This window comes from Acinetobacter sp. (genome assembly GCF_039596015.1).
Classification (GTDB): Bacteria; Pseudomonadota; Gammaproteobacteria; order Pseudomonadales; family Moraxellaceae; genus Acinetobacter.
Genome location: NZ_JBCNKN010000010.1, coordinates 1 through 23,473, shown reverse-complemented (window position 1 = coordinate 23,473; position 23,473 = coordinate 1). Strand labels below are relative to the sequence as shown.

The following is a 23,473-nucleotide window of genomic DNA, read 5'->3' as shown; positions in this document are numbered from 1 at the left end:
ATCTTATATGAGTATCAAAGTTCTTGGTTTTGCAGCAGAATCAAATACAACACCTCTGGCACCATACTATTTTGAGCGCCGTGATTTACGTCCAGATGATGTATTGATTGATATTTTATATTCAGGTGTTTGTCATTCAGACCTTCATCAGGCTCGTAATGATTGGCATGGATCACAATATCCAATTGTGCCTGGGCATGAAATTGTTGGGCGCGTTGTTGCAGTTGGAAATCAGGTTACAAAATTTCAAGTTGGAGCACTGGTAGGCGTGGGTTGCATGGTGGATTCATGTCGTGAATGTTCTCCCTGTCAACACGGTCTAGAGCAGTATTGTGAAGAGGGTTGCATTCAAACCTATAATGGCACTGATCGTCATGATCATCGTCCTACTTATGGCGGTTATTCCACTCGTATTGTTTGTTCTGAAGATTTTGTACTGAGTGTGCCTGAAAATTTGGATATTAAAGCAGTACCTCCATTATTGTGTGCAGGTATTACCACTTGGTCTCCTTTACGCCATTGGAATGTTGGGCAGGGCTCTAAAGTTGCCGTAATTGGTTTGGGCGGTTTAGGGCATATGGCAATTAAACTGGCCCATGCTTTGGGTGCTGAAGTAACTTTATTTACCCGTTCTTTAAATAAAGTTGAAGATGCAAAACGTCTTGGGGCAGATCATATTGTATTGAGTACTGATATTGAACAAATGCAAGCTGTGCAAAATCATTTTGATTTAATTATTGATACTGTTCCAAATGTGCATGATATTAATCCTTATGTGCCGACATTAACTTTAAGTGGAACATTGGTATTTGTTGGGTTCTTGGGTGAACTTGCACCGATGATCAATACTGTTTCATTAATTTTAGGACGTCGTTCAATTGCTGGTTCTGCTATTGGTGGTATTCAAGAAACACAGGAGCTTTTAGATTTTTGTGGTGAGCATCAAATTACGGCCGACATTGAAATGATTCAAATGCAGGAAATTAATGAAGCATTTACCCGTATGGAACATAGTGATGTGAAATATCGTTTTGTGATTGATATGCAAAGTTTGAAAGTAACGGAAACAGTTTGATCAATTTTAGAATAAAAAAGCGGCATTCGCCGCTTTTTTACCATCTTATTAGGATTAAGACACTTTATCACCTGGTTTAGCACCAGATTCAGGTGAAATCACCCAGACACCTTCGCCATTACCTGCGGCAAGTACCATACCATTTGAAATACCAAAACGCATTTTACGTGGTGCAAGATTCGCAACCAACACGACGAGTTTATCTTTCAGGTCTTCAGGTGCATAGAATTCACGAATACCACTAAACACATTACGTGGTTCAGCTTCACCTGCATCCAAAGTCAGTTGAAGAAGTTTGTCTGAACCTTCAACAGTTGCAGCTTGCAATACTTTGGCGACACGCAGGTCAATCTTGATAAAATCTTCAATGCCGATGATGTCTGCTTCACCAATTTTGGGTTCAGCTTTTTTCTCTTTGGCTTTTTCTTTTTTCTTTTCAGCTTTTGCAGGTTCAGCCGCAGGCGCACCTAAAGACTCTTTTGATCCATCGACCATTGCAGCAACTGCTTTTGGATCTACACGCTGCATGAGTGGTTGGAATGGCGCAATTTCATGATTCACCAAAATAGTTTTACGTGATGCAAAATTGAAACTGTCTAATTTCAAGAAAGCCTGAACCTCTTCTGCCAATGTCGGTAAGACAGGTGCAAGGTAAACAGCCAATTGACGGAATAAGTTAATACCGACTGAGCAAACGTCATGGACTTGTTGTTCTTGGCCTTCTTGTTTTGCAAGCGCCCACGGTTTTTTCTCATCAATATATTGGTTAGCGCGGTCAGCAAGCGCCATAATTTCACGAATTGCCGCTGAAAATTCACGTTCTTCGTAGGCTTTGGCAATTGAGTCGCCAGCATCAATAAAGCTTTGTACCAATTCAGGTTCAATGCAAGTTGTAGACAGTGTATTGTTAAAATCTTTATTGATGAATTTTGCACAACGACTGGCAATATTCACCACTTTGCCCACAAGGTCAGAGTTTACTTTTTGAATGAAATCATCCAAGTTTAAGTCGGAATCTTCAACTTTGTCTGAAAGTTTAGAAGCAAAGTAATAACGCAAATATTCAGGGTTTAAATGCTGTAAATAGGTTTCTGCTTTGATGAATGTACCACGAGATTTAGACATTTTCTGACCGTTAACAGTCAAGAAACCATTGACGAATAAACCTGTAGGTGTGCGGTAGTTCGAGCCTTCAAGCATTGCAGGCCAGAACAGGGCATGGAAATAAACAATGTCTTTACCAATGAAGTGATAAACCTCATTTTGACTGTCTTTTTTCCAGTAGTCATCAAAGTTTAAATCTGGACGTTTGGTTTTAATGTAGTTTTCAAAACTCGACATATAGCCAATCGGTGCATCAACCCAAACATAGAAATATTTGTTCGGTGCATCTGGAATTTCAAAACCGAAATATGGTGCATCACGGGAAATATCCCAGTCGGTTAAACCCGCATCGAACCATTCATCCAGTTTGTTGGCAATTGAAACAGGCAAACGACCTGCATCACGTGTCCATTTTTGTAGATATTCTGAAAAATTTGGCAGTTTAAAGAAGTAGTGGTCTGATGATTTTTCGACAGGTGTTGCTCCGCTCAAAGTTGAGCGTGGGTTCAACAGTTCCGTTGCGTTATAGGTCGTTCCACATACTTCGCAAGAATCGCCATATTGGTCTTCTGCCTTACATTTTGGGCATGTGCCTTTAATGAAACGGTCAGATAAAAACATTTGTTTTTCAGGGTCAAACAACTGAGTCACAGGGCGAATCGCGATGTTGCCTGCTTCTCGGTTTTTGACATAAATTTCTTGAGAACGTGCTTTATTTGTTTCGCTATGTGTAGAGTCGTAATGATCGAAACTAATGCCAAAGCCTGCAAAGTCGCGCTCATGTTCTTGTTGAACATTGGCAATTTGTTGTTCTGCTGAAATACCATTGGCTTCGGCACGTAGCATAATGGCTGTACCATGAGCATCATCCGCACAGACATAAGTCACATCATGACCTAATGCGCGCATGGCACGAACCCAGATATCTGCTTGGATATAACCGAGTAAGTGACCCATATGAATTGGACCATTGGCATAAGGAAGGGCATTGGTGACTAAAATTTTACGCACGGAAACTGTTCTCTCATTCGTATTTATCAAGTCAAAGATTTTACCTGATGAAGGAAGATAAGCAAAGATTAATAATCTTTGCCTTAAGGGCAGAGAGATGACAGCGTCTCAAGTTTACAAGAAGGTGAGAGAGATGCCCGAAATAGTCGGATAAGCTATATATGATTTATGGCATAGCAAAGATGAATCATCAATTGAGTCATGATAGTTTGCGTTGTGTGTTTGAAGCAGATTGTTTTTGAGGGCAATGTAGATCAACAAGCCTGTTGATTGGAAAAATTTAAAATAAATTCTTTTCAGAATTTTAGGATGATTGTACAAGATAACCAAGTAAATCAGTTGGTTTTATAATCGTATTCAAAAAGCTTGATGTTCAGGTGACTTAACCTCTTGCTGAGTTACGGGTACACTATTCATGATTAAATCAGTCTCTCGTTTTGGAGTAACAATATGTCTTGGTTTTCTTCGCTTAAATCTGTCTTTTCACCCGCACAGGGGGTGAGTGAGGAAGAAATCCAGCGTATTTTGCAAAATTATATGTTGCCTAACTCAAATGTTTCTTTAAAAGAACGAATGAGTTCAGTACAGGTACAAGGTCAAATTCTACAACTCACAATCAATACATTGCCTGCTGAAGCTGAAATTTTGCAACAAATTCATGATGAACTGGTCGTCTCACTTGAAAAGGCAGGCATCCAAGAGCTGAATTTGCATGTGATTCAGCAAAAGACAGGCCATACAGCAGGCGGTTGTGGAAGTCATTCACATCATGAAAAAAATGACCAACAGGCAAAAGTAGAGAATAGTAGTTTACCGCCTGTTGTTGATGCTTCAGAAAAAACACAAGAAGTTGATCCAAATAATCCACCGATTCAAAAAGCGGCACCACAACAGCGTGATATTCCAAAACATCCTCGAATTCAACATGTGATTTTGGTTTCATCGGGTAAAGGTGGTGTGGGCAAATCGACGACTACCGTGAATTTAGCTTTAGGTCTACAAAAGTTAGGTTTAAAAGTGGGTGTGTTAGATGCCGATATTTATGGCCCAAGTATTCCGACCATGTTGGGGAATGCAGGAAAAACGCCACTGATTGAAAATGAAAACTTTGTGCCACTAGAAGCCTATGGCATGCCTGTTTTGTCGATTGGACATTTAACGGGCGATAATAATACCCCTGTGGCGTGGCGTGGGCCAAAAGCAACAGGCGCTTTGATGCAGCTTTTTAATCAGACACTTTGGCCAGATTTGGATGTGTTGATGATTGATATGCCACCAGGTACAGGTGATATTCAGTTGACTTTGGCGCAGCGCATTCCTGTATCAGGTGCAGTAATTGTTACAACTCCTCAGAACGTGGCATTGTTGGATGCAACCAAAGGTATTGAACTCTTTAATCGAGTAGATATTCCTGTGTTAGGCGTTGTTGAAAATATGTCGACACATATTTGTTCAAATTGTGGTTTTGAGGAGCGAATTTTTGGTCATGGGGGGGGGGATAAAATCTCAGAGCAATATCACATTCCGTTGCTCGGGCGTTTACCTTTAAATGCTCAAATTCGTGAAAATGCCGACAAAGGCGAGCCAAGTGTGGTTGCTATGGATGAAACATATGAAAGTTATATGGATATTGCCCAAGCCTTATTGACTCAAATTGAGCATTTACCAAAGCCAGACAAAGACCAGAATCGAATTTTTTAGATAAAAAAAAGGATGATCTGAGAAAACCAGATCATCCTGCTTAATTGCTTATAGTCGAGCAGTAAAAAGCGAATGTGAAACCGAAAACCCTTCCCGAATCCTGTTATTCACAGGCTTTAGGAAAGTTTTCATGGCTCTTTTTCCAGTTCTTTATTGCACCCCAGCGCCATAATAATTCAATCACAACATAAAACAGGGTTGAAAATAATAAGGCTTCAACCATAAGACCTGTCATTAAAATTTTGGCTAAGCTGAAGTCAACATGACCGTGACCAAAGTTACGAATCCAATTTCCAATTTGATGCATCACGCCCATGAGCATCGCTTGGTCGATCATGTGTACATGAAAAATTTTTGTTCCAAACCAAAAGCCAATATACAAAATAGGTAAGATGGTAAATGGATTGCTGAGCCAAGCCAAAGCAAGACTCACAGGAAGGTTGACTTCAAAACACAAGACCGCCAAAACAATAAGAATACTGTGGAAAGGGATGGGCAATAAACCGAAAAAAGTTCCAATAAAAATTGCTTTACAAATGGAACGGCGGTTGACATACCATAACAAAGGATTTGCTGTCCTTGCCCCAAAGAGTCTCATCATTTTCATAGATGAAACACGTTCAGGAGATGGCAACCACGATTGCAAAAGTTGTTTAACCATAAATTTCCAATTTCATTCATGGACGATATATAAAATGACCATGATGATTTTCACCTTAAATGAGAGGTCATCAAGCCCAAAATTGCTTTATTGATCTCATTTAATTTATTCATGGTTCGGGATTTTAACATCACAAAAACCCTGATATAAAGAAGGTGTTTAAAAAACCGTCAATGCATAACATAACACAATTTTAGTCAAAATTGGCTGTTTTGATCATGAAGAAAGTAAAATTTTTGGTATGATACAATGGTGTAATTTGCTTGAAAAATACGTTAAATCATAAGGATATTTGAAGTTTTATTAATAATTTTTACAATTGAAATTTTGCTAAAATTGGCAAAAAGAAATACTCTTGCCCAAACTTGGATTTGAGGTCAATGGATGATTTCTTGGATTTTTATTGGTTTGGTCATGACCATTTTATTTACACCAGGCCCAACAAATACATTGCTTGCCTCTTCAGGTATAAAAATTGGCATAGGATCATCTTTAAAATTAATACCCGCAGAAGCTTTGGGATATCTGATTGCCATCAGTGCTTGGGGAATCCTGATTGGGTCGATTGCAAAAACATTCCCCTTGCTTCCAATTATGATCAAACTCATAAGTGCCAGCTACATTTTATATTTGGCTGTTAAATTATGGAAAACAGCAAAACAAGAACTTGATATTGATCAACCCACAATTCGTCCTAGACAGTTACTTTTTGCGACATTATTAAACCCAAAAGCACTGTTATTTGCATCTGCCATTTTCCCTGCAAGTGCATGGGTAACATGGCATAGTTATTTATTACATATTGCTGTTTTTTTAGTTTTGGTTGTGCCAATTGCATTTTTCTGGATTGTCTTTGGTCAGATTTTGACAAAAAATAAAATTCATTGGTTAACACCGTGTAATTTGCAGCGTACAGCATCATTAATTTTAATGTCTTTTTCAGTGCCTGTAAGCTATTCAGCTTTAACAAGTTTAATTTAACACAGATCTTTGATGCTATTTTTATAGCAGTCTGAATTTGGCGTATATTGATTTAAGCAAATGGCAGCCATTTTCAATGCGCTTGATTTAAGTTAAAGTAGCGCCAGTTTAAATTCGATTTTTAATGATTTTGGAATAAATAAATGGCCATTAAGTCTGATCGTTGGATTCGTGAGATGAGTGAAAAGCACGGGATGATTGAACCGTATGCAGCGAATCAAGTCCGTTTTAATGAACAAGGCGAGAAATTAATTTCTTATGGCGTTTCAAGCTATGGCTATGATGTACGTTGTGCCCCTGAATTTAAAGTGTTTACCAATGTGCATTCAGCAATTGTAGACCCTAAAAATTTTGATGATAAAAGCTTTATTGATATTGAATCTGATGTTTGTATCATTCCGCCAAACTCGTTTGCATTGGCACGTACGGTTGAGTACTTCCGTATTCCACGTAATGTGTTAACGGTTTGCTTGGGTAAATCGACCTATGCACGTTGCGGGATTATTGTGAATGTCACTCCACTTGAGCCTGAATGGGAAGGTCACGTGACATTAGAGTTTTCAAATACAACTAACTTGCCTGCACGTATTTATGCAGGTGAGGGCGTTGCTCAAATGCTATTTTTTGAAAGTGATGAAGTTTGTGAAACGTCTTATAAAGACCGTGGCGGTAAGTACCAAGGGCAAGTAGGCGTTACTTTACCTAAAGCTTAATTGAAGCAAGCGCCATAAAAAATCCCGCAATGTGCGGGATTTTTTATATGGTTGTTTTATGCTTGTTTTAAAAGGTCAAGCAAAGCATCTTTGCTTAAATTGCTCGCTTCTGCATCGGTACGGCCTTTGTATTCAAAAGTTCCCGCATCCAGACCTTTTTCACCAATGACAATACGATGAGGAATCCCTGTTAATTCAAGATCAGAGAATTTAACCCCAGGACGTTCGTTACGGTCATCAAGAAGAACATCAAAACCAAGTGCTTGTAATTCAGCATAAAGTTCTTCCGCTGCTTGCAAGGTACGTGGTGATTTGTGTGCATTCATTGGTACAATGGCAACGTCAAAAGGTGCAAGGGCTTTCGGCCAAATAATACCTTTTTCATCGTAGTTTTGTTCAATGGCAGCCGCAACAACACGTGTTACGCCAATACCATAACAACCCATGGTCACAGTAAATGGTTTGCCATCTTCACCTAAAACTTTACAGCCTAACGCTTCAGAATATTTTTGACCCAATTGGAAAATATGACCAACTTCAATTCCGCGTTTAATTTGTAGCGTCCCTTTGCCATCTGGAGATGGATCGCCTTCTACAACATTACGTAGGTCATACACTTCGCTGAATTGAGCATCACGTTCCCAGTTTACCCCTACAGCATGTTTGTCAGCTTCATTTGCACCAGCAACGAAGTCAGAAAGTACAGACGCTGCACGGTCAATAATTACGGTAAGGCCTTTTTCAACTAAACCTTGTGGACCTGTGAAACCAGCAACCAAACCATATTGTTCAAGCTGTTGCTCAGTTGCAAAGGTTAAAGGTGAGGCAATCAGTGGATGTTTCTCAGCTTTAATTTCATTGAGTTCATGGTCGCCACGTAAGAACAGGGCGATTACAGGAACTTGACCATCTTCCTGAGCGTTTCCTTGAACCAATAATGCTTTCACCGATTGCGCAGGCGCAACTTTTAAGAAATCGCAAACATCAGCAATGGTTTTAGTGTTTGGTGTTTCTACCACTTGTAATGCTTGGGCTGCTGCTGGACGTTCACCAACAAGTAACGCTTCTGCCATTTCGACATTCGCTGCATAATCTGAGTCTGTAGAGAACGCGATATCATCTTCACCGCTTGATGCCAAAACGTGAAATTCGTGTGAGCCTGAACCCCCAATAGAACCAGTATCCGCCTGGACAGGACGGAAATTCAAACCAAGGCGTGAGAAAATACGGCAATAGGTGTCATACATGACATCGTAAGTTTCTTGCAATGAATCTTGATTTGCATGGAAAGAGTAAGCATCTTTCATGATAAATTCACGTGAGCGCATCACACCAAAACGTGGACGAACTTCGTCACGGAATTTGGTTTGAATTTGATAAAAGTTGATTGGAAGCTGCTTATAGCTTTGTAATTCGTTACGCGCTAAATCGGTAATCACCTCTTCATGCGTTGGACCAAGAACAAAAGGATTGTCATGACGATCTTTAAAACGTAATAATTCAGGACCGTACTGAACATAACGCCCAGACTCTTCCCATAAACTTGCAGGTTGTGTTACGGGCATAAAAACTTCTAAAGCGCATGAACGATTCATTTCTTCACGAACAATCGCTTCAACTTTATTTAGCACACGTTTACCCATAGGCAACCAAGTATACAAACCTGAAGCCAATTTACGGATCATCCCAGCTCTAAGCATTAATTGATGTGAAATGACTTCAGCATCGTTTGGAGTTTCTCTCAACGTAGCAAATAAAAAGCGACTCGCGCGCATGAACATTGTCCTAAAGATAAAAAGTGACGATGGGGATTATACGATAAAACGACATTGGAATTTTAGCGTATCTCTAATCAAGATAAAATTTTAAATCCTGAAAAAGTCAAAAGCTGTGATCTACAGATTTTAGTGAAAAGGTCTATCACAGCAAAAAATCAAATGAAATTAATTTTCCATATTTTTAAGTCGGAAAATAATATGATCATATTCCAGTTGAGTCTTTCGATAGCGGGTTTGTAAGTCAATAATGGATTGTTTGGCTTCACCAATATGTACATCGTTTTGATGAATACGATTTTTAATTGCGGTGGGAACTGTCTGGTTTTGTCTCTGGTACTCTTGTTCTTGACGTTTATAGGAAACTTGATCTTGATATAACTCATTTAACTGTTGCTGCTGCAATTCGATTTGTTTCTCGATATTTTTTAAACTTTCCTGTTTTTTTGCAGTGGCGATTTGGCTATTGGTGTATGCATTTTTAAGTTGACGGTCAGCCATATACTGTTTGGAGTGTCTTTCCCGCTGGTGTGCCTGTTTTATAGAAGTTTCAGAATTAAATGGCCTGACATGTTGAATGAGGGACATATTCTGATCAAGCACATCGTAACCATGTCGAATATGCTTGGATGTCACAGATGAACTAATATTTGCAATACCATCTACACCATAATATCGATAATAACGTTTGTGACTTGTGCTATAGCTCATTTGACTAACAAGTAGACAAATAAAGATAGACAAAAATTTTTGGCACGATATGAGCCGAAGTTTGCCTGTTAACCCCATAATTACCCCAGAAAAATTAAAATAATAATTGATAGATGCCAACTGAATCACAAAACTCGATACATTAATTGTGTATCGACCATGTGATGCGTCAGCAATAAAATATTCTGTAAATTATTGTATCGTGTAATCTGAAAAAAGTAATAAAAAGCTGCGTTGAAAAAGTCATAAAATAGATGTTTAATAACGGGACAATCATCTATATAAAAATTTTATTTTTACGGGGAAATTTCATGCAAGATGAGCAGCACAAGAACATAAAAGTGATGGTGATTGATGATTCAAAAACGATTCGTCGAACAGCGGAAACTTTGTTGCAAAGAGAAGGCTACGAAGTTGTCACAGCTGTAGATGGTTTTGAAGCTTTATCTAAAATTGCAGAAACAAATCCAGACATTATTTTTGTTGATATTATGATGCCACGCCTAGATGGGTATCAGACTTGCGCATTAATTAAAAACTCTCAACAATATCAGTCTATTCCAGTGATCATGCTGTCTAGTAAAGATGGTTTGTTTGATCAGGCAAAAGGGCGTATTGTGGGTTCAGATCAATATTTAACTAAACCATTTAGCAAAGATGAATTGGTTAATGCCATTCGCTTGCATGTCGTTTAAATTTTGGGGTAAAAAATGGCACGAATTTTAATTGTTGACGATTCTCCGACGGAAACGTTTAGATTTAAAGAAATTTTATCTAAACACGGTTATGAAGTATTAGAAGCAACCAATGGCGCAGATGGCGTTACTTTAGCTGAAGCATCTTTACCAGATCTGATCTTAATGGATGTGGTGATGCCTGGTGTGAATGGTTTTCAGGCAACTCGACAAATTTCACGCGCAGAAACAACCAAACATATTCCGATTATTATCGTGAGTACCAAAGATCAGGCAACGGATCGGGTTTGGGGCAAACGTCAGGGAGCAAAAGATTATTTGACAAAACCTGTCGATGAACAAGCGCTTATTGAGGTTATCCAGCAACACATTAATGCGGGATAAATCATGGCTGCAAAAGGTTTTATCGAATTACTTCGTCTATCAAAAAGAGGCAATAAAAATTATACCTCAACTGAAAATGAAGTAACGCGATGGTCTGGAATTGCATTTGAAATGTTGGGGCAATATTTTGTTGCTCCTTTAGGGGAAGTATCTGAGGTTATTTATTATCCCCATACGACTGCAATTCCCAATAGTCAGCCGTGGTTAAAAGGGCTGGCAAATATTCGGGGACGACTACTGGCTGTAACGGATTTACCAGAGTTTTTTTCTGGGACAAGCAATCAAAATCCACAGCAGCAAAAGGTCTTATGTATCAGCCATCAGGATCATTATGTTGGCTTGGCAGTAGACCAAGTACTCGGAATTCAGCATTTCAATAAAAAGAGTTTTTTTTCAAGCAATTCAACCCTTGATCAGAAACTACAACAATATTGCCAAGGGTATTTTCATCAGCATCAACGACACTGGAATGTGTTCTTATTCAGTCGAATGTTAAAAGATACCGATTATATGAATGCTGCAATTCAATAAATTTAATTTCTAGCGCGATGTTCTTTTGCGATTGGGGGAAAAGCTGTGGGCTTTAAGGTTTTTGGTAAAGAAATGACGGGTGATCAATCCGTTACAGAGGGTTTGGTTACAAAGGTAAAAGAAACTGTAAATACTGCCGCACAAGGCTTTGGTAATTCAGAAAAGGCCCGTCCGTTAATTATAACTGCGGCTATTAGTGCATTAGTTTTCTTTATCTTTTTATTATTTCTGTTTTATAGCGTACCACGCAACAAATCATTAACGGAAAATTTGGGTGATTTACGTTTACTCTCTCAAACTATTGCCCGTCAGGCCAATGAAGCAACCGCTTCAGGTTCTAAAGAGTCCATTGAAAAATTAAAGGCATCGCAGAAACACTTTAGCGAAAGTCTGGATTCGGTTAAAAGTGGTCATGCGAATAATAGTGACTTAAAAACAGTTGAGAAACAATGGAATGTCGTTTCTAAAAACATTGACACCATTACGACAAATGAAAAAATTCTGAATCAGCTTTATGATATTAACGTGGCGATTAGTCAAGTTGTTCCTGGTATTCAGGCACAATATAACGCCATGGTTGATGACATGACACGTCAGAATGTGCCGAGTAGCCAGATTGTTATCACAAAGAACCAGGTATTCCTTTCAGAAAAGATTTTACGTTCGATTGAGTCTATTCTTTCTGTTTCATCTTCTTCAGGAGAATCAGCAGATGACTTTAAGGACGATACTGAAACTTTCGGTCAATACTTAAATGGGCAGTTAAACGGTAACAGTGCATTGGGTGTGCTTCGAGTCGAAGATCCAGACCAACGTGCTCAGTTAACTGAAATGAAAGCCGAATATGACCAGGTTATCCATTCTGGTGCAGTTACTTTATTTAATAACTCCAAAAAAGTAGATGCGGTTCAAACTGCTGCAAGTCAAATCTTTAACCAATCTGACTCTCTATTAAATAACTTAAATAAACTCTCCGCATCTCCAATTAAGTCTATTTATTTACCAGCGTTATTACTGATCTTGAGCTTTGCTGCATTCTTATTTAGTGTGTATAAATTGCTCATTTTACGTGGACAAGCCGATAAATATCGTATGAATAGCTTGCAGGAAGAGTATGACCGTAACCAAAACGCAATTTTACGTTTACTTGATGAAATTGCCGACTTGGCAGATGGTGACTTGCGTAGTTATGCGACAGTATCTGAGGACTTTACAGGGGCGATTGCCGACTCGATTAACTTTGCAATTGACCAGTTACGAGACTTGGTATCACGAATCAATGAAACTTCGCAAGAAGTTGCACGTTATACGCAAAGTACGCAAAGTGTAACGAACCAGTTAGCAGAGGCATCGGAACATCAGGCGCAAGAAATTGCTGGTGCATCTGCGGCAATGAATGAAATGGCATTGTCTATTGACCAAGTATCAGAAAATGCCTCTGAATCTGCTGATGTAGCAAAGCGTTCGGTAACAATTGCAACCAATGGTGCAGGTGTTGTAAACCGTTCAATTGAAGGGATGGATACGATTCGTGAGCAGATTCAGGAAACTTCAAAACGTATTAAACGTCTGGGTGAATCTTCTCAGGAAATTGGTAACATTGTTGCATTGATTAACGATATTGCTGACCAAACTAACATTTTGGCATTAAACGCAGCGATTCAGGCCTCTATGGCGGGTGAAGCAGGCCGTGGTTTCGCGGTAGTTGCCGACGAAGTACAGCGTCTTGCTGAACGATCAACTTCTGCAACAAAACAGATTGAAAACTTGGTAAAAACCATTCAGGCTGATACTAACGAAGCTGTAATTTCAATGGAATTAACGACCTCGGAAGTTGTACGTGGTGCAACACTTGCAAAAGATGCGGGCGTTGCTTTGGATGAAATTCAAAGCGTATCAACAACTTTGGCAAAATTAATTGAAAGCATTTCAAGTGCAGCTCAACTGCAATCGGCTTCTGCAAGTCATATTGCGAATACCATGAATGTCGTTCAGGATATTACATCGCAAACAACCACAGCCTCTTTCGATACGGCACGTTCGGTATCTGAATTGGCGAATATGGCAGAGTCTTTACGTGAGTCTGTAACAGACTTTAAGTTGCCTGAATAAGAGATTTTTTCATCTCAAGAGAAATACCTTTCAAGGAGGTATTTCCAAGCAACCGCAGTGGCTGGGAATATAAAAGCAATACCTTTTATTTCCAGCTTGCGCTCAACAAAATCAAGCTAAACAAAAGAAGTTTGAGCGATGAAAGAAAGACTACAAGATTTAGCTGTAAAGGTTTCTTTACCAGACGATACCTATTTACAGCAAGACAACGAAATTTTAGAGATTTTTGTAGAAGAGCTTCAGGAAATTTTTACTGAGTTAAATCAGCTATTTCCATTGTGGTTAAGTGATTTTCAAAATGAAAATTACCTGAAAGAAATTCGCAGACATTTCCATACCCTAAAAGGGTCGGGACGAATGGTTGGGGCTAACCATGCGGGGGAGTTGGCATGGTATGTTGAAGATTTATTAAATCGTGTTATTACTAAAACAGTTGAATTAACACCAACGGTTCAACAGTTTACATTGGCCTGTAAAAACCTTTTTGAATTTAAACTCTATCCAATATTTGAACAACATGCTCAATTTTCGATAGATGTGCGCCCTCTAATTGTTTTAGGACAAGAGCTTCTACAACAACAGTCATGTTCTCCTATTTTACTTGACCTGTTGGCTGAACTGGCGCATCTGGATCGTAATACTGAAACAGCACTGGATATGCATGTTTTAGCTCAGGAAACATCGTTTGACGATATTTTAAATACCGAGATTATTGTTCCAGTATCGGTTGAATCAAATGTTGTACCTGCGATTAATGCGTCTGAACAAAGTACGCCAAATGATGCCAAAGTTTTGGATAATGATTTAAGCGCTGAAACACTCAATATCTATGTGGAAGAAGGTCTTGAGCATTTAGACGCCATTAATCATTTTCTGCAGCAACCAGAGCATTCACCGAAACAGACTGATGCCTTGATTCGTGCGTTACATACGCTAAAAGGCAGTTCTGGAATGGCGCATATTGATCCATTGTTTCAGGCGAGTGCCAATGTCGAGCAGACATTAAAAGTCCATTTGCAGGAAAATAAAACCCTGACAGACTCAGAAACACAGCTGTTGTCTGAGTTCTCTGACTATGTTACGAAATATCTAGGTGGCTTAAAACAGTCCAATATTTCGCAAATGACACAGGCAACTGATATTTTCACCCGAGTTTGGATGGATTACCATCAAGACCAAGGGCATTTGGAAATTGAAAAAATCAGCGGTACTGTGAGTGAGATTCTAGCTCTTCAGATTGATGCGCTCTTAGATACTGAATATGACTTTGAGCAGAAGCTTCGCCAACATGATGGTCAATACTTAAAACAGCTTTTAGATGACGTTCATTTACTGATTCAGCATACACAGCAAACGGCCACATTGGCATTACATACGTTGGCTGAAAAGCTGCAACAGAGTTATCAGGGCCTGTATGAACATGCCCAGTTGTTTGAAGATGCTTATACTTATGAATTGTTTGACCAAGCACATCAGCAGTTAATTGATTGTTTTGACACTCTGGCAACAGGTCAGACGGTACATTTGTCTGATAAAACGCAAGTTCTTTTGGATGAGCTAGTTGACTGGACACATCCTATTGCTACGCCTGTTCAGAATGTCGCAGTAAGTCATGTTGAGGATCAAGCAGTTCCTTCAGCTACCCTGACACCAATTCAAGCGTGTCAATTGGCACTTGTACAAGATCTGCAATTGTTTGACCAGAAACAAGGTGTGGTCTTGGAAGATCGGGAATTAACCGATATTTTCCTTGATGAAGCAGAAGATCTTATTGCCGAGTTGGAACAGGCATTTGCTGAATATCAACAAAATCCAAAGCAACATCAGGTTTTGCAAAGATTAATGCGTTATTTGCACACTTTAAAAGGTGGCGCAAATATGATTGTTGCACAGCATATTGGTGAAATTGCACATACCTTAGAAAGTGTTTATGAAAAACTGATTCATGAGCAGTTACAACCAACCGAGACGTTGTATCAAGTCTTAACTTTGGTTCAGGATAATATTATTAACCGTCTGGATGTGATTCGTAAGCATCAGCAGGATTATCCCGCAGTACATACATTAGCGGTACTGAAAGAGGTTGCTTCACTTTCTGCACCAGTTATTAGTAATGACCATGTCGAACCTCAAATTGAAGTAGCATCATCTGTAATTTGTGATGTTGAGAATATTGTTCAACCACCTGTTGAAGTTAGTGTTGTACAGCAACATCTTGAAGAGACAGCACTGGATGTTCCTGTATCCTATATCCAACGTATTTTGAGTGATCAGTTGCTGACTGAGAGTGAGCAGATCAATCATTTGCAAGATATGGAATTGATCTCAATTTTCATTGATGAAGCAGATGAGTTGTTGGCGCAGGTCGAACATGAGTTTGTTGCGTATCAGGATACACACCACGTTGAAGCATTAAAGGTTCTAATGCGTTATTTGCATACCTTAAAAGGTGGCGCAAATATGTTGCAAGCCAGCTATATTGGGCAGATTGCACATGGGTTAGAGTCTATTTATGAAAAACTCATTCATAAACAATTGCAACCAACATCCGACCTGTTAGAAGTATTGCGTTGTGTACAAGACCAATTGGCGGAACGCCTTGAATTTGTCAAAAATCGTGCTGTTGACTATCCTGCAACAGAAACCTTACATGTACTGACTGAACTACAAGTTTCAGCGCAAGAAACAGTCAGTACGCCAGTTGAGCTTGCACCAGACTTAACAGAAAATCTTGTTGCCTCTAAACCAGTTATTGAAACTACCCATGGAACAGAAGCGAAATCTGACGATTCAATTGAGCATCTGATCTATGAACAGTTTGTTGAAGAAGTTCAAGTACTGCTTCAAAAAATACGCATTCAATTAGAGCAATGGTTTAATAACCGTGGTAACCGAAGCTTGCTCTTACAGCTGCAAAGAGATGCACACACTGTTAAAGGTGCAGCTCGAATGGCGAAGCAAGAGGCCATCGCTGCGGTTGCTGATAAGTTTGATGATACATTTGAACAGTTTGCAGTTCGTAAATTTACTTCAAATGCTTACGATGCATTACTGCTCAGAGTTTTAGACTGGTTAGAACAGGCGGTTAAAACCACTGTGTCGTCTGATTCAGCATTGATCATTGAGCAACTAAAAGCTATTGATTTTGCTGATGCTACCTCACGTATTGAACTCGTTATCGATGAAAATCTACCTGCTCTCAATACTTATGCCACTGTACAGGGTGATGGTACTGAACCTCCATCGATGCTGGGCGAATGGGAAGATGAAGATACGACAGACCAAACACCAGAGATGATTCGTATTTCTGCTGGTCTAGTTGAAAAAATGATCGACCTTGCTGGTGAGAATGCAATTAACCGTTCACGTATTGAAATGGACATGAGCCAGTTCAGTACCACGTTAAATGAAATGGAATTGGCGATTCAGCGTTTATCTGACCAGTTGCGTCGAATGGAAGGTGAACTTGAAACGCAAATTATTGCCAAACATGGCGATGAGCAATCACGTTATGCAGATTTTGACCCATTGGAGATGGACCAATATTCATCTTTGAACCAATTGTCAAAATCATTGGCAGAATCTGCATCGGACTTGGTCGACTTCAAAGTGACATTGGCTGAAAAAGTTCGTGATGCTGAAAGCCTGTTGTTGCAACAATCTCGAATTCAGTCGGAAATGCAAGATGGTTTAATGCGTGTCCGTCTAGTGCCATTCTCACGGGTTGCGACGCGATTACAGCGCTTGATTCGTCAAATTTCTTCTACGCTAAATCGACCTGTTCATTTTGAAATGATCAACCGTGACTTAGAGTTAGACCGGAGTATTCTTGAACGGTTAGTGACGCCGTTGGAACACATGTTGCGTAATGCGATTGACCATGGGATTGAAACACCAGAAGAACGTCGTCAAGTCAATAAACCTGATGCAGGTTTAGTTGAAATCACGATTAGCCGTCAAGGAACGGATGTCGTACTAGATATCCGAGATGATGGTAAAGGGATTGATCCTCGAAAAATTGAGCAAAAGGCACAACAACTTGGTTTGATTCCTGAGCAGCATCAATTGAGTGATCAGGAAATTTTGCAATACATTTTCCATTCAGGTTTAACAACTGCAAAAGCCGTAACACAGATTTCTGGCCGAGGTGTTGGTCTAGATGTGGTGCAAAATGAGATCAAGTCCTTGGGCGGGCATGTGACCATTCATTCCGAGCTTGGTCAGGGGACACGCTTTAGTATTCGTGTACCAACCACTGTATCGGTGAGTGATGCCTTGATGGTGAAAGTGCTGGATCAGCAATACGCTATTCCTTTGGCCCAAATTGAACGTATTGTTCGAGTTTCACCTGCTGCGCTGAATGATTACTTTATTTCAGGTAGTGAACATTTTAGCTTGGATGGACAGCTCTATAAATTACGTTATGCGGCTGAATTTATTGGTTCCTCTACAGCACAACCACGTTTTAATGCTGGTTACTCACTTCCTGTTTTACTCATTAAAGGCCATAACAACCAAACGGTTGCATTGCTCGTTGATCAGTTAATTGGTTCTCGCGCACAGATTGTGGTGAAACCGCTAGGTAAGCAGTTAGCCCGTATTGATGTCATTGGTGGCGCAACGATTTTGGGTGATGGACAAGTCTGTCTGATTTTGGATACAGTAAACCTTGCACGTCGTATCCAGACAGCATCTCGCCATTTACAACAAGTCAAAGTTGAAACCAATAAAGTTCAACGCGCACGTCAATGTGTCATGATTGTGGATGACTCGGTGACGGTACGTAAGGTGACTTCACGGTTACTTGAACGACATGGTTATGATGTCGTAACAGCTAAAGATGGTGTCGATGCGGTAGAGCAAATTGAGCATGTGAAACCAGATGTGATGTTACTTGATATTGAAATGCCACGTATGGACGGTTTTGAGGTGACGAATATTCTTCGACATCATGCGGTTTATCATGATTTACCAATTATCATGATTACCTCAAGAACAGGCGAAAAACATCGTGAACGCGCATTTAGCTTGGGGGTAACGCATTATATGGGTAAACCGTTCCAAGAATCGGACTTGCTGGCTCGTATTGAACAGGTTCTGACAAAGCATGAGGTGTAATCAATGAACCCACAAAATGTTGCACCACAGCATGTGGATCCGCAAGAATTACAACATTTGATTTCTGTTTCAACAGGATTCATCGATGCTTATATGATTGACTGTTATGAGCAAGATGCAATGTTATTGCCTCAGAATATTGTTCTGTCAGCACAAAACACGCAGCTGCCGACACAATCTGTTTTTTGGCACGATGTGCAACTGCCTGTATACGCGGTGCATAATCCTGCTTTAAAAGAAGGCGTTGCACTGATTATTGAAGGCGATGAAATTCATCAACGATTTGCTTTAGTATGTGACCGTATGCCTGAGAGTGTTCGTTTGCGTATTTCTGAGGTTGTCGATGATGAACAGCCTATAGATGATCAAACCGTGTTCCAATATGTACAGTCGCAAGGCAAGCGTTATTTCATCCCAAATTTAGATGAAATTCAAAAGCAGCTCGGTCTGTAGTTTTACAAAAAAAGCCTTCAAATTCGTTTGAAGGCTTTTTTTTATGTTGTTTCGCTGTTTAGATTATGACGCAAGTAAATTGATTAAAATATTTTCATAAATTTCTGCCAATGGCTCTAAATCATCTACATTCACGTGTTCATTGATTTGGTGAATTGATGCATTTAAAACACCTAATTCAATCACCTCTGCGCCTGTAGGTGCAATAAAACGCCCATCCGAAGTACCACCACTTGTTGAAAGCTCAGTTTCAATATGACAAACATCCTGAATCGCTTTTTGCGTTGCGTGAACCAAATCACCGACAGGCGTTATAAACGGTAATCCTGAAAGATTCCAGTCGATGCTGAAAGTTAAGCCGTGACGTTCTAAAATCTCATTAACACGTAGTTTTAGTTCATCCGCAGTGACTTCGGTACTAAAACGGAAGTTAAACGTCACATCTAATGTTCCCGGGATAATATTGGTTGCACCAGTTCCAGCATGAATGTTTGAAATTTGGAATGAGGTTGCAGGGAAATACTCATTACCATGATCCCAGATTGTGCTGGATAATTCAGCCAAAGCAGGTGCTGCTTGATGAATTGGATTATTTGCAAGGTGTGGATATGCAACATGACCTTGTTTACCTTGAACGGTTAAAACGGCATTCAGAGAACCACGACGACCATTTTTAACAATATCACCTAAACGATGGGTACTTGATGGCTCCCCGACCAAACACCATTTAATTTTTTCCTCGCGTTGTTCTAATGTTTCAATAACTTTTACTGTGCCATTTTTTGCAGGGCCTTCTTCATCAGAAGTAATTAAATAAGCAATAGAACCCTTGTGATCTGGGTGTTTTGCAACAAACCGTTCAGTAGCAACAATCATCGCTGCCAATGCTGTTTTCATATCGGCACTGCCACGACCATAAAGTTTACCATCACGAATTTCTGGAACAAAAGGAGCCGTGTTCCATGCTTCAAGATTCCCTGTTGGAACCACATCGGTATGGCCTGCAAAACAAAAAACAGGTTCCGTCGTGCCGCGACGTGCCCATAAATTGTCAACATCTTCAAAACGCATTGGCTCAATTGCAAAACCAATCTTAGCTAATCGATCCGCCATAATATTTTGGCAGTTATGATCAACTGGGGTAATGGAAGGTTGGCGTAAAAGCTCAAGACTCAGTTCTAGCGTATCGGAAGTATGCATAATGACCATATCAAAGGTGAAATCCTGAGGGCTATGATAGGTCAAGCGGAAAGGGAAGGGAACGTCAGACATAAAAAAACCTTATCGAATGGATAAGGTTTTTTAAGAAATGCTAAATTACATTTTTTGCTGAGTTTTTTCAGCTGTATTTGAAACAGCATTCCCAGCTTTAGATACGTCTTGTCCTACCCCTCTGACGGTATTACATCCTGCTAAAATTACGGCTAATGCAATTGAAGTGAATAGAATTTTTTTCATCATGTTCTCCATGTGTCTATATTTTTTGATGTAAATTAAGCATAAACAAGCTATTTTAAAAAAAGTATTAACTTTTAGCGTTAAAATGTAACTGAATGTAGCTTGAATTGTGAACATTTTACATTTATATAAATTAAATTAGGTTGACGAAACATATAGAATAAAGTCAGATCTTTATTGCAATAAAGATCATTTCTCCACCAAAGCGTAGGTGCTGTTTCTGGTGGTAGGGGATTTGGTGCAATCCATTCGTGTCGGGATAAATGATACATCTCTTGTTGAGGAAATTTACTTCCCCAACGCCCCAGACGACGATGTCTGTTCACCCAATGAGGAATGGGGTAACGCTGGCATAGCGGTAAATAAAGTTGGCCTTTTAAAACGGCAAATCTTTTTTGAATTGTATATCCGATGACATTTGTAAACTGAAATTGTTTTCGTGTGAAATGCTGCAATTTCTTTTGTAAGGTATCTTCCCGATTTAAACCATACCAAAAGGGGAGTTGGTAATGCTGTTCGGCTAAATAAAATTTTAAAGCAACTTCCCAATGCTCAATTTGATTGGTTTGTGTGTTGAGTAATAAAAAGTCTAATTCTCCAACGGTTTTTGCACCATCAATCTGCTGTAAACTATGTTTGATCAAGCGATAGGGATGGTATTTTTCATCTGGATTATCCTGTAGCCAAAACCATAACAATGTTTCAAAGCGAATGCCCAAACGGGTACTTTTAATATTCGCCATAAATGCCATTAAAGGTTCAGGGTTTACATCAAGTTCAGCTAAGCGAGATTGATAATTTAAATAGCAATTTTTCCAAAAAGCATCGTCATGCAATTCAAATGAAAATGTTAAATGAAGCTCGGGAGGCAAAGAAGAAATAATGTTGGGGCTTGCAATACAAAAGGCGAGCTGACGAACAATCGGTGTTTTAAATTTAAGCCATGGTTCAAACAAGCAAGATGAATGCGTCATGAAAAATTGAAAAATATGCAGGATTTTGTTAAATCTACTTATACTATATTCCTTATACGTTATCAGCTGATGTCATGAAAATTCTATTCTGGCGATTTTTAGTGATCATTTTTATCGCATTAGGAATAATTGGTGCAATACTGCCTGGTATGCCAACAACTGTATTTCTGATTTTGGCGGGATGGGCTGCCTCGAAAGGCTGGCCACAGGTGGATGAATGGCTTTTAAACCATCCCAAATATGGCGAAACTCTCAGAAATTGGCGTGAGCATGGCACAGTACCAAGACGAGCAAAATGGATTGCTTGTAGTATGATGCTCTTGAGTGGAATGATCATGCTATTTACCAACGCGCCATTTTGGGTAAAAATTTTTACTGATGTAACAATGCTAATCGTTGCAATATGGCTATGGTTACGACCTGAACCGTCAAATGACAGAATTAAAGTATAAACGAGGTACATATTATGAAATATACACTTCAAAATGCTGATATTTTGATTGATCTTGCACAGCAACAGCTTATTTTACCAAAGTTAAAGAAAACCTATCCTGTTTCAACGGGTTTAAATGGAATTGGCGAACAGGAAAATAGTGGGAAAACACCACGTGGCTGGCATTGTGTAGCTCAAAAAATTGGATATGGCCTTCCCAAAAATAGTGTATTGATTGCACGTAAACCGACGGGTGAAATTTATACTGCTGATTATGCAAAATTACATCCAGGGCGAGATTGGATTCTGTCTCGTATTTTGTGGTTAAAGGGTTTAGAAGAAGGCTTTAATTCTGGGCCAGGTTGCGACACATTTAACCGATATATTTACATTCACGGTACGCCAGACTCAGAGCCGATGGGAATTCCTGCTTCTCATGGATGTATTCGTATGCGTAATGATGATGTCATTGAACTTTTTAATTTAACTCCAGAGCAAGCTTTGGTTTATATTTCTGAATATCCACTGGAGCAAATTTGATATAAAAATGAGCAATTTTATAAAGCATTAAGGGTAATATATTGAAAATGACTTATTTTTTAATCATTCAAACACAAAAAACAACAAACAAGATGAAAAGCGTTTGACAGAGGATGAAGATTCTCTATAATGCACCTCACAAACGATGAAGACGTTAAGGGCGCTTAGCTCAGTTGGTAGAGCGTCTGCCTTACAAGCAGAATGTCGGCGGTTCGATCCCGTCAGCGCCCACCAAACCTTTTCGTTTTAAATCATAATGCAGCGGTAGTTCAGTTGGTTAGAATATCGGCCTGTCACGCCGAGGGTCGCGGGTTCGAGTCCCGTCCGCTGCGCCATTTAAGATTTAAACGTTTGTAGATATACCTATAAGTGCAGCGGTAGTTCAGTTGGTTAGAATATCGGCCTGTCACGCCGAGGGTCGCGGGTTCGAGTCCCGTCCGCTGCGCCATTTATTAGGTTTATCGAAATTGAGATCCTTCTCATGAAGGGCGCTTAGCTCAGTTGGTAGAGCGTCTGCCTTACAAGCAGAATGTCGGCGGTTCGATCCCGTCAGCGCCCACCATATTTAACTGAAACATTTATGTTTTAAGTTACTGCCGTGCAGCGGTAGTTCAGTTGGTTAGAATATCGGCCTGTCACGCCGAGGGTCGCGGGTTCGAGTCCCGTCCGCTGCGCCATTCTCTTGAAATTCCTGATTCAGAGAATGTAAAATAAAAAGACTTTAATAGTCTTTTTTTATAAAATTGAAATTTTCAATTTTCAGGGCGCTTAGCTCAGTTGGTAGAGCGTCTGCCTTACAAGCAGAATGTCGGCGGTTCGATCCCGTCAGCGCCCACCATATTCCTTTCTATATTCTTCTAAATTAAATCTCCATTATAGAATTTATTCCCTAGATTAATCCTTTTTGATTTAATGTATTCTGACATTCTGACATTCTGACATTCTGACATTCTGACATTCTGACATTCTGACATTCTGACATTCTGACATTCTGACATTCTGACATTCTGACATTCTGACATTCTGACATTCTGACATTCTGA

The 23,473-nt window shown here is 39.6% G+C and carries 19 protein-coding genes and 6 tRNA genes; 18 read left to right on the top strand and 7 right to left on the bottom strand.

Features of this window, described 5'->3' with window-relative positions; all coding sequences use genetic code 11:
• The first annotated feature begins 7 nt into the window (after nucleotides 1-7).
• Nucleotides 8-1,075 (top strand): NAD(P)-dependent alcohol dehydrogenase, encoded by a 1,068-nt coding sequence (locus ABDV70_RS10335; RefSeq protein WP_343597547.1) that lies wholly within the window; start codon nucleotides 8-10, stop codon nucleotides 1,073-1,075.
• Nucleotides 1,076-1,129: 54 nt separating this feature from the next.
• On the opposite strand, the gene metG is transcribed toward ABDV70_RS10335, so the two are convergent.
• Nucleotides 1,130-3,190: a methionine--tRNA ligase gene (gene metG / locus ABDV70_RS10330; RefSeq protein ID WP_343597545.1), complete on the bottom strand. Its 2,061-nt coding sequence runs from the start codon at nucleotides 3,188-3,190 to the stop codon at nucleotides 1,130-1,132.
• 450 nt (nucleotides 3,191-3,640) lie between these two features.
• Here metG and apbC point away from each other — a divergent pair, with 450 nt between their 5' ends.
• Nucleotides 3,641-4,891 (top strand): iron-sulfur cluster carrier protein ApbC, encoded by a 1,251-nt coding sequence (gene apbC, locus ABDV70_RS10325; RefSeq protein ID WP_343597544.1) that lies wholly within the window; start codon nucleotides 3,641-3,643, stop codon nucleotides 4,889-4,891.
• A gap of 103 nt (nucleotides 4,892-4,994) precedes the next feature.
• Here the strand turns inward: apbC and ABDV70_RS10320 are convergent, their stop codons facing one another.
• On the bottom strand, nucleotides 4,995-5,552 hold the full coding sequence (locus ABDV70_RS10320; RefSeq protein WP_343597542.1) for a DUF2062 domain-containing protein: 558 nt from the start codon (nucleotides 5,550-5,552) through the stop codon (nucleotides 4,995-4,997).
• A 384-nt stretch (nucleotides 5,553-5,936) separates the two neighbouring features.
• Here ABDV70_RS10320 and ABDV70_RS10315 point away from each other — a divergent pair, with 384 nt between their 5' ends.
• Nucleotides 5,937-6,533 (top strand): LysE family transporter, encoded by a 597-nt coding sequence (locus tag ABDV70_RS10315; protein ID WP_343597541.1) that lies wholly within the window; start codon nucleotides 5,937-5,939, stop codon nucleotides 6,531-6,533.
• Nucleotides 6,534-6,676: 143 nt separating this feature from the next.
• Nucleotides 6,677-7,246 carry a dCTP deaminase gene (gene dcd, locus ABDV70_RS10310; protein ID WP_343597539.1) on the top strand — a complete coding sequence of 190 codons (570 nt, stop codon included), beginning with the start codon at nucleotides 6,677-6,679 and terminating at the stop codon, nucleotides 7,244-7,246.
• A gap of 56 nt (nucleotides 7,247-7,302) precedes the next feature.
• On the opposite strand, the gene ABDV70_RS10305 is transcribed toward dcd, so the two are convergent.
• Entirely contained in the window at nucleotides 7,303-9,021 is a 1,719-nt protein-coding gene (locus ABDV70_RS10305; RefSeq protein ID WP_343597537.1) for a proline--tRNA ligase, read from the bottom strand.
• Between the two features lie 168 nt (nucleotides 9,022-9,189).
• Complete coding sequence (locus ABDV70_RS10300) at nucleotides 9,190-9,732, bottom strand: hypothetical protein (RefSeq protein WP_343597535.1); 543 nt, start codon at nucleotides 9,730-9,732, stop codon at nucleotides 9,190-9,192.
• A gap of 311 nt (nucleotides 9,733-10,043) precedes the next feature.
• Here ABDV70_RS10300 and pilG point away from each other — a divergent pair, with 311 nt between their 5' ends.
• The 6 genes from pilG (at nucleotide 10,044) to ABDV70_RS10270 (ending at nucleotide 19,025) form a co-directional block, all read left to right on the top strand.
• Nucleotides 10,044-10,427 (top strand): twitching motility response regulator PilG, encoded by a 384-nt coding sequence (gene pilG / locus ABDV70_RS10295; RefSeq protein ID WP_343597533.1) that lies wholly within the window; start codon nucleotides 10,044-10,046, stop codon nucleotides 10,425-10,427.
• A 15-nt stretch (nucleotides 10,428-10,442) separates the two neighbouring features.
• On the top strand, nucleotides 10,443-10,811 hold the full coding sequence (locus tag ABDV70_RS10290) for a response regulator (protein WP_343597532.1): 369 nt from the start codon (nucleotides 10,443-10,445) through the stop codon (nucleotides 10,809-10,811).
• A gap of 3 nt (nucleotides 10,812-10,814) precedes the next feature.
• Nucleotides 10,815-11,342 (top strand): chemotaxis protein CheW, encoded by a 528-nt coding sequence (locus ABDV70_RS10285; RefSeq protein WP_343597530.1) that lies wholly within the window; start codon nucleotides 10,815-10,817, stop codon nucleotides 11,340-11,342.
• Between the two features lie 45 nt (nucleotides 11,343-11,387).
• Entirely contained in the window at nucleotides 11,388-13,454 is a 2,067-nt protein-coding gene (locus ABDV70_RS10280) for a methyl-accepting chemotaxis protein (protein WP_343597528.1), read from the top strand.
• A 138-nt stretch (nucleotides 13,455-13,592) separates the two neighbouring features.
• Nucleotides 13,593-18,572, top strand: coding sequence for an Hpt domain-containing protein (locus tag ABDV70_RS10275; protein ID WP_343597526.1), 4,980 nt, complete (start codon nucleotides 13,593-13,595; stop codon nucleotides 18,570-18,572).
• 3 nt (nucleotides 18,573-18,575) lie between these two features.
• Complete coding sequence (locus ABDV70_RS10270; protein WP_343597524.1) at nucleotides 18,576-19,025, top strand: hypothetical protein; 450 nt, start codon at nucleotides 18,576-18,578, stop codon at nucleotides 19,023-19,025.
• A 63-nt stretch (nucleotides 19,026-19,088) separates the two neighbouring features.
• On the opposite strand, the gene dapE is transcribed toward ABDV70_RS10270, so the two are convergent.
• The 3 genes from dapE to ABDV70_RS10255 all read right to left on the bottom strand — a co-directional run bounded on the left by dapE (nucleotide 19,089) and on the right by ABDV70_RS10255 (nucleotide 21,457).
• Entirely contained in the window at nucleotides 19,089-20,225 is a 1,137-nt protein-coding gene (gene dapE, locus ABDV70_RS10265) for a succinyl-diaminopimelate desuccinylase (protein ID WP_343597635.1), read from the bottom strand.
• A gap of 117 nt (nucleotides 20,226-20,342) precedes the next feature.
• Nucleotides 20,343-20,486, bottom strand: coding sequence for an entericidin A/B family lipoprotein (locus ABDV70_RS10260; protein WP_343597522.1), 144 nt, complete (start codon nucleotides 20,484-20,486; stop codon nucleotides 20,343-20,345).
• A 77-nt stretch (nucleotides 20,487-20,563) separates the two neighbouring features.
• The gene (locus tag ABDV70_RS10255; RefSeq protein WP_343597519.1) at nucleotides 20,564-21,457 is read right to left on the bottom strand and encodes a DUF1853 family protein; all 894 of its coding nucleotides are present in this window, start codon (nucleotides 21,455-21,457) and stop codon (nucleotides 20,564-20,566) included.
• Nucleotides 21,458-21,531: 74 nt separating this feature from the next.
• On the opposite strand from ABDV70_RS10255, the gene ABDV70_RS10250 reads away from it, so the two are divergent.
• From ABDV70_RS10250 to ABDV70_RS10215, 8 genes are all read left to right on the top strand, one after another.
• The gene (locus tag ABDV70_RS10250; RefSeq protein ID WP_343597517.1) at nucleotides 21,532-21,909 is read left to right on the top strand and encodes a YbaN family protein; all 378 of its coding nucleotides are present in this window, start codon (nucleotides 21,532-21,534) and stop codon (nucleotides 21,907-21,909) included.
• A 14-nt stretch (nucleotides 21,910-21,923) separates the two neighbouring features.
• Nucleotides 21,924-22,430 (top strand): cell wall-recycling L,D-carboxypeptidase ElsL, encoded by a 507-nt coding sequence (gene elsL / locus ABDV70_RS10245; RefSeq protein ID WP_343597516.1) that lies wholly within the window; start codon nucleotides 21,924-21,926, stop codon nucleotides 22,428-22,430.
• Between the two features lie 158 nt (nucleotides 22,431-22,588).
• Nucleotides 22,589-22,664 (top strand) — tRNA-Val (locus tag ABDV70_RS10240).
• A gap of 24 nt (nucleotides 22,665-22,688) precedes the next feature.
• Nucleotides 22,689-22,765, top strand: a tRNA-Asp gene (locus ABDV70_RS10235).
• A 36-nt stretch (nucleotides 22,766-22,801) separates the two neighbouring features.
• Nucleotides 22,802-22,878: transfer RNA gene (locus ABDV70_RS10230), tRNA-Asp, on the top strand.
• Between the two features lie 38 nt (nucleotides 22,879-22,916).
• Nucleotides 22,917-22,992 (top strand) — tRNA-Val (locus ABDV70_RS10225).
• Between the two features lie 38 nt (nucleotides 22,993-23,030).
• Nucleotides 23,031-23,107, top strand: a tRNA-Asp gene (locus tag ABDV70_RS10220).
• A gap of 85 nt (nucleotides 23,108-23,192) precedes the next feature.
• Nucleotides 23,193-23,268, top strand: a tRNA-Val gene (locus ABDV70_RS10215).
• Nucleotides 23,269-23,473 lie beyond the last annotated feature (205 nt).

Bases quoted from the DNA above. Each gene is read 5' to 3' on its own strand.
- ABDV70_RS10335 (WP_343597547.1), top strand. From the start codon at position 8: ATGAGTATCAAAGTTCTTGGTTTTGCAGCAGAATCAAATACAACACCT.
- apbC (WP_343597544.1), top strand. From the start codon at position 3,641: ATGTCTTGGTTTTCTTCGCTTAAATCTGTCTTTTCACCCGCACAGGGG.
- ABDV70_RS10320 (WP_343597542.1), bottom strand. From the start codon at position 5,552: ATGGTTAAACAACTTTTGCAATCGTGGTTGCCATCTCCTGAACGTGTT.
- ABDV70_RS10315 (WP_343597541.1), top strand. From the start codon at position 5,937: ATGATTTCTTGGATTTTTATTGGTTTGGTCATGACCATTTTATTTACA.
- dcd (WP_343597539.1), top strand. From the start codon at position 6,677: ATGGCCATTAAGTCTGATCGTTGGATTCGTGAGATGAGTGAAAAGCAC.
- ABDV70_RS10305 (WP_343597537.1), bottom strand. From the start codon at position 9,021: ATGCGCGCGAGTCGCTTTTTATTTGCTACGTTGAGAGAAACTCCAAAC.
- ABDV70_RS10300 (WP_343597535.1), bottom strand. From the start codon at position 9,732: ATGAGCTATAGCACAAGTCACAAACGTTATTATCGATATTATGGTGTA.
- pilG (WP_343597533.1), top strand. From the start codon at position 10,044: ATGCAAGATGAGCAGCACAAGAACATAAAAGTGATGGTGATTGATGAT.
- ABDV70_RS10290 (WP_343597532.1), top strand. From the start codon at position 10,443: ATGGCACGAATTTTAATTGTTGACGATTCTCCGACGGAAACGTTTAGA.
- ABDV70_RS10285 (WP_343597530.1), top strand. From the start codon at position 10,815: ATGGCTGCAAAAGGTTTTATCGAATTACTTCGTCTATCAAAAAGAGGC.
- ABDV70_RS10275 (WP_343597526.1), top strand. From the start codon at position 13,593: ATGAAAGAAAGACTACAAGATTTAGCTGTAAAGGTTTCTTTACCAGAC.
- ABDV70_RS10270 (WP_343597524.1), top strand. From the start codon at position 18,576: ATGAACCCACAAAATGTTGCACCACAGCATGTGGATCCGCAAGAATTA.
- dapE (WP_343597635.1), bottom strand. From the start codon at position 20,225: ATGCATACTTCCGATACGCTAGAACTGAGTCTTGAGCTTTTACGCCAA.
- ABDV70_RS10260 (WP_343597522.1), bottom strand. From the start codon at position 20,486: ATGATGAAAAAAATTCTATTCACTTCAATTGCATTAGCCGTAATTTTA.
- ABDV70_RS10255 (WP_343597519.1), bottom strand. From the start codon at position 21,457: ATGACGCATTCATCTTGCTTGTTTGAACCATGGCTTAAATTTAAAACA.
- ABDV70_RS10250 (WP_343597517.1), top strand. From the start codon at position 21,532: ATGAAAATTCTATTCTGGCGATTTTTAGTGATCATTTTTATCGCATTA.
- elsL (WP_343597516.1), top strand. From the start codon at position 21,924: ATGAAATATACACTTCAAAATGCTGATATTTTGATTGATCTTGCACAG.